The following is a 5975-nucleotide window of genomic DNA, read 5'->3' as shown; positions in this document are numbered from 1 at the left end:
TTTGCACTTTGAATTTTGCATTCCTCGCAGGGTGAGGGAGAGCAAAACGGTAGCTTTCAATACAAAATATTGCTTTTTGGCTGAGCCGATTCGACCTGGCGGAACCTTAATAACAGCGGTGAAATTCGCTGCTCCACCAATCCCTTCACCCCTGGTGTTCGTCTATGACCACCTCTATTTTGTCTGATGCCAACCGCCGTCTAGAGCGGGCGCTTAAGTACGTTTCGATTTCTGAGGATGCTTCCGAACGGTTGCGCTATCCCAAGGCCAGTCTCACCGTGTCGATTCCGGTGCGAATGGATGACGGTACTCTGAAGGTGTTTCAGGGCTACCGGGTGCGCTACGACGACACTCGCGGTCCCACTAAGGGAGGCATTCGCTTTCACCCCAATGTCACCCTCGACGAGGTGCAGTCGCTGGCTTTCTGGATGACGTTTAAATGCGCGGCGCTGAACCTGCCTCTGGGTGGCGCGAAGGGCGGCGTGACGGTGAACCCCAAGGAGCTGTCGAAGTTTGAGCTAGAGCGTTTGAGCCGGGGGTATATTGACGCGATCGCCAATTTCATTGGCCCCGATGTCGACATCCCCGCCCCCGATGTCTACACCAACCCCATGATCATGGGCTGGATGATGGATCAGTACAGCATCATTCGCCGCAAGCTCAGCCCGGCGGTGATCACGGGCAAACCCTTGAGCATGGGCGGCAGCCAGGGCCGCGACACCGCCACCGGCACCGGGGCTTTCTACGTTTTGCAGGCGATGATGGCCAAGTTTGGCCGCGCCCCCCAAACCACCACCGTGGCGGTGCAGGGCTTTGGCAACGCGGGCAGCGTCATCGCCCGCCTGCTGTTTGATGCCGGGTACAAAATTGTGGCTGTCAGCGACTCCCAGGGCGGGGTATATTCCCCCTCGGGGCTAGATATCCCCAGCATTCAGCAGTTTAAGACCTCGACCCGCAGCCTCAAGGCGGTGTACTGCGAGGGCACCGTGTGCAGCGTCGTCAACGACCACTCCATTTTGACCAACGAAGAACTGCTGGCGTTGGATGTGGACATTTTGGTGCCAGCGGCGCTGGAGAACCAGATCACCGCCGAGAATGCCGATGCCATTCAGGCCCGCTACATCTTTGAGGTGGCCAACGGCCCCATCACCTCCGAGGCTGACGACACCTTGGCGGCCAAGGGCATCTACGTCTTCCCCGACATTCTGGTGAATGCGGGCGGGGTAACGGTGAGCTACTTCGAGTGGGTGCAAAACCGCAGCGGCCTCTACTGGTCGGTGGAGGATGTCAACAACCGCCTCAAGTCGATGATGGTGGCCGAGGCCGAAAGCATCTGGAAGATTGCCCAGGATCTCGACATTCGCCCCCGCACCGCCGCCTACGTCCACGCTCTGGAGCGCCTCGGCGATGCCCTCAACGATAAGGGCACCCGCGACTACTACGTCAGCGGCATCTGATTTCAAACCCAACTCACAAAACCCCAGCCTAAAACCGACGCCTGGTAGGGAGCATTGCACGGCAATGCCCCTACAACGCTACCTAACCGACAAGGCCTCCTCGGCAGCAGTGGGCAACTCCCGCACAATCAGCGCTCGGAAGGGGGCCTGGGCAAACGTATCTAGGTATGCCTGGGTTAGATAACCGGCAGCGGCTGTCTCACCGCGCTGATAGCGATCAAAGAAGGCGAGGCTCAACCCCTGAATCAGCGGGTAGGCCGCCCTGGCATCTGGACCATAGAAGTCTTCAGGCACGGGCAGTGCGCCACCGCTGGTGTTGCCTGCCAGAAACGAAAAATGAGTGCCAGCGCTCACCACGACCAGGTACTTTTCGAGGTTGGTCAGCCAACCAAAGGGCTGAATTTGCTCCGGTAAGGCTGGGGTCAGGTAGTCGTCGGTGCCAGCTATTACCATCACCGGAATCTCTATCTGACTCAGCCCGGCCTGGCCAAAGATGCGGCTGGTCAGGGGGCTAATGGCGATCGCGCTGGTTACCCGCCGATCGCGCAGCGAACTGGGCAGCGGCCCGGCAACATCCAATAGCTCGCACTGCACCAGCAGCGACAGGTTGAGCGAAAGGCGACTCTGGGTAGGCGACGGGCAAACCTGCCCCAGGGCTTCGGGGTTAAACGTCGCTCCGGCCACAGCCAGCGCCGTATAGCCCCCTAGCGACTGCCCCATCACCCCCACATTGGTCAAGTCTAAACGCGCCAGGCTGGGGTCACTGGGGGCGATCGCCTCCAGCGCGTCGAGCACCGCCGTCACATCCCGGGGGCGGCTGATCAACGTCATGGGGTCGGGGGGCTGGGCCAGACCGTTGAGAAATTGCTCAAACTGAGCGCCGTTGTCTTCGTGTTCGAGCACTACGGCGGCATAGCCGTGGGAGGCCAGGTGCCGGGCCAGATAGGCCAGGGTCTGCCGGGTTGAGGCGGCCCCGTGACTGATTACAACCACGGGCAGCGAACCGGGCGGTGCAGGTACGGTAGGCAGGTACAGGTCGGCCACAGGCTGAGTCTGCCGCAGCGGATTGTCAAACTGAAGGGTGCGCTGCTCCCAGGCGTAGGCTCCCGGCTGCGCTGGCGATGCTAGACCACCTGCCGCTGGGAGCGCTGAATGCTGCGCCACCGCATCCAGCGCCGCCAGCACCGCTGCCCGCCGCTGAAAAAACTGTTGACCCTCGCCCAGCAGCTGTTGGGCCACGGCATAGTTGAGCTGGATGGTTTCCAGTGGAAACTGCTGCAAAATATTCATGGCCGTTAGGCCCGCCTCGTCAGCCGCTGCCAGAATCAGGCTGGCTCGCAGGGCCAAAAACCCGCTGCGCTGGTCATCGGTTTGAATGAGTTCGCCCAGCTGGCCCAGCAGCCTCACTCCGACCGGCGAATAGGTCAGCTCTGCCACCGTGGTGACATTTAGATTAAACGAGCGATTGAGAAAGCTCCGCAAACCGTTTCGCTGGGCGGCGTCTAGCTGCCGGGTAACGGGTCGCAAACTCCCTCTTACTTCACCAGTGTCGGCAAAGTGCTGAAGGTCGTCTACGCGCACGGTGACTTCAAAGGGGCCGTAGAAAAACTCAATGCGCTCAGCGGCCAGCCCCGGCAGAGCCAGCAGAGCGCTGCTGAGCCCTACAACTAGCGATCGCCACCATCTGCGGTTTACCCGGTGCCCTGTCAGCCGTGCCATAGCAATTTAGAGAATGAGAAGAACGTTAGCAACCCTAGCAGTCATCCAGCACCCTATAGCGCCCCCACCATTCAGCGCTGTAGCACCTTTAACCCCACGGTTGGCAACTCGCCGCTGGCCACGGCACCGCCAGCATCACCACGTTTTTTCATGAATGCTCTATCCTCAGGCTGGCTGGGGCAGCATCGCCGCCATCGCCTTCTCCAGCCCTTTGGGGTCACTGAGCAGCTGCGCCGCCATGGTCTCAGCCTGTTCACCGGGATAAACATCTTCTACCCCATCAACCACCGCCTGGAGCGCCGCCTGAACCACCGTCTCTGGAGCCACCTTGGGGGGCGGAAAATCTTGACTGACTGGGGTATCTACCGTAGCGGGCATGACGCCAATTACCAGAGTATTTTGCGCCGCCAACTCGGCCCGCACCCCCTGGGTCAAAATGTAGCCCGCTCCCTTGGAGGCGCTGTAGGAGGCGTTCATGGGGAAATTGACTCGACCTAAAATGCTCAGCATATTGATGACTGCACCACCACCGTTGGCCTTGAGCACAGGCGCAAAGGCCCGACACATCGCCAGCGTGCCAAAATAATTTACCTCCATTTCAGACCGGGCTGCGGAAAGGTTGGGGGCAGAAATAAACCCTTTGAGCAGGCCAATTCCTGCATTATTAATCAGCAGATTGACGTCGCTGCACTGCAATGCGGCGGCCTCTACGGTTGTCTCATCCGTAATGTCCAGGGCAACGGGAATAATGCGATCGGGGTCGATCGCGACTAAATCATCTAGACTGCTAATCTTTCTAGCTCCAGCGTAAATTCGAGTGGCCCCTAGAGCCAGCAAGGTTTCAGTATAGTGTTTTCCAATACCACCATTGGCACCGGTTACTAACGCCACAGCATTCTCAATTTGCATGTTGACCACTACCTTTTTGCTGAAGTATTTCCCCAACGGTATACTGAGCTTTGTGGTTTGCAAAGTACTTACTTTGTCGTAAGTACCCCACCGGTTAAGACTATCTAGGTTCAGGCATGGCGGAGACAGTCACCGCAGGCACAGAGTTCGTTCAGGCAACTCTCAAAGTCCTAGGCGGCAAGTGGAAAATTCTAATTCTTTGGCATTTGCGCGAGGAAACGAAGCGATTTGGTGAGCTAAAACGCCTGATTCCTGGTATTAGTGAGAAAGTTTTAACGCAGCAGCTTCGAGAGCTAGAAAAAGATGGACTTGTGCTGCGGGTTTCGCACCCTAGCAAGTCTCCCAAGGTAGAGTATTCTTTTACTGATTACGGTCACAGTCTAATTCCAGTTTTGGAAGCTCTTTGTAGCTGGGGAGAGCAGCATATGGCACTACATGGCACACCCCCACCATAGGCAAAGGCCGTGTTTTGATGATATTAAAACACGGCCTTTAGAGCACAACTAGAGCACGATCCAAACGATTTTTCTTGCTGCGGTGACCTAGGCGGGCACAGCAACCTTCTGGGGCATCCAGCGCGCGACGGCAGCGGCAATGCGCTGGCCAAACAGCTCGGCGGTCAAGCGATCGCCCGACTCGATCGTGGCCGGGCTGCCGTCCATGCTCATGGCGCTTTGGCCCATAATCCCCAGGAACGAGCCCAGGCGGTTAATGCCGTCGGTTTTGCCCTGGTACTGGCTGGGCATATCGGTGGCCCCAATCCACACCATGCCGTGCTGGGCGGCATTGATCGCCAGGTACAGCAGCGTGCCCTGTTTATCACCGCTGGGGGAGCTGGAGTGGGTAAACCCGGCGGCAATTTTGTCCTTCCACTGCTGGGCAAACCAGGCGGAACTGGCGGCGTCAATGAAGGCTTTGAACTGAGCCGCTACCCCACCCATGTAGGTGGGCGAACCAAACACAATAGCGTCTGCCTCGTTTAGCCGAGCCATGACGGCGTCGTCTTGCCAGCGGCCCTGATTGATTTGCTCACCTGTAATCCGCAGCAGATCTGCGGTATGGCCTGCGGTGCGCACCCCAGCCGCGATCGCCTCGGCCATCAAATGGGTATGCCCACCGCCCGAGAAGTAAACAATTGCAATAGTTGCCATGGAAAATTACCTGTCGCGCTACCCGTAGATACTAAAAGTAACTACTTACTCGAGTAAAGTAGGCACCCTGAAGTAACCATCAAAGTCTAAAATAGGTATTCTGGTATACAGAGAGGATTTAAGGTTGCCCTTGAACCCCTTACCCTAAACCCTGCACCTCAATCTCTATCCCCATGTCTAGCCGCACCAGCGATCGCAACCCCTGCCCCGTTAGCCAGCTGATGACCATGCTGTCGGGGCCTTGGACGATGTACATTCTCTGGATTCTCTCAACCGTCGGCCCCACTCGGTTTGGGGCGCTGCGGCGGCAGGTCGAGGGCATTTCTACCAAAATGCTGACCGAGCGCCTGCGCATGCTGGAGCAAGAGGGCATTGTGAATCGCCACTACGAGCCCACCGTGCCGCCCCAAGTCACCTACAGCCTAACGGAGCGGGCGGGCGAACTGGTCGCCATTCTCGATCAGCTTAACGGTCTGGCCCAGCGCTGGTATGGACCAGCGGCACCCGACGCCGCCCCCTGCCTACCCACCGCCACCCCCCAAGAGCTAACGCTATAACACCCACCCCCTTTCTCCCTACGGGAGACGTTAGCGCGAACGACTCCGCTCAGGGACCGCCACCCGCCTACCCGCCCACCCCCCCCCCCGCCCCCCCCCCCCCCCCCCCCCCGCCCCCGCCCAGTAGTCCCTTCTTTACGTTCCATGATTGACGCGCGTGTGCGGTTGCGTGTGTGCGGTGG

7 protein-coding genes are annotated in these 5975 nt (G+C 58.7%); 4 read left to right on the top strand and 3 right to left on the bottom strand.

Annotated elements, in window-relative coordinates:
* The coding region (locus IQ265_RS29210; RefSeq protein ID WP_228038622.1) for a hypothetical protein at positions 1-187 on the top strand (187 nt) is incomplete at its 5' end.
* Positions 165-1457: a Glu/Leu/Phe/Val dehydrogenase gene (locus IQ265_RS28440; RefSeq protein ID WP_194059900.1), complete on the top strand. Its 1293-nt coding sequence runs from the start codon at positions 165-167 to the stop codon at positions 1455-1457. The genes IQ265_RS29210 and IQ265_RS28440, both read left to right, overlap by 23 nt.
* Positions 1458-1535: 78 nt before the next feature.
* On the opposite strand, the gene IQ265_RS28435 is transcribed toward IQ265_RS28440, so the two are convergent.
* Together IQ265_RS28435 and IQ265_RS28430 are read right to left on the bottom strand one after the other, a co-directional pair.
* Positions 1536-3176 (bottom strand): alpha/beta hydrolase, encoded by a 1641-nt coding sequence (locus IQ265_RS28435; protein ID WP_194059898.1) that lies wholly within the window; start codon positions 3174-3176, stop codon positions 1536-1538.
* Between the two features lie 165 nt (positions 3177-3341).
* On the bottom strand, positions 3342-4085 hold the full coding sequence (locus IQ265_RS28430; protein ID WP_194059902.1) for an SDR family oxidoreductase: 744 nt from the start codon (positions 4083-4085) through the stop codon (positions 3342-3344).
* Between the two features lie 116 nt (positions 4086-4201).
* On the opposite strand from IQ265_RS28430, the gene IQ265_RS28425 reads away from it, so the two are divergent.
* A complete protein-coding gene (locus IQ265_RS28425) occupies positions 4202-4540 on the top strand; it encodes a helix-turn-helix domain-containing protein (RefSeq protein ID WP_194059896.1) in 339 nt (112 codons plus the stop codon).
* 87 nt (positions 4541-4627) lie between these two features.
* On the opposite strand, the gene IQ265_RS28420 is transcribed toward IQ265_RS28425, so the two are convergent.
* Complete coding sequence (locus IQ265_RS28420) at positions 4628-5236, bottom strand: flavodoxin family protein (protein ID WP_194059894.1); 609 nt, start codon at positions 5234-5236, stop codon at positions 4628-4630.
* Between the two features lie 173 nt (positions 5237-5409).
* On the opposite strand from IQ265_RS28420, the gene IQ265_RS28415 reads away from it, so the two are divergent.
* A complete protein-coding gene (locus IQ265_RS28415; RefSeq protein WP_194059892.1) occupies positions 5410-5793 on the top strand; it encodes a helix-turn-helix domain-containing protein in 384 nt (127 codons plus the stop codon).
* Positions 5794-5975: the final 182 nt, after the last annotated feature.

Origin of the sequence: Nodosilinea sp. LEGE 06152 (assembly GCF_015207525.1) — a bacterium.
Taxonomy (GTDB): domain Bacteria; phylum Cyanobacteriota; class Cyanobacteriia; order Phormidesmidales; family Phormidesmidaceae; genus Nodosilinea.
The sequence above is the reverse complement of the archived record's forward strand: the minus strand, read 5'-3'. Positions and strand labels throughout refer to the sequence as shown.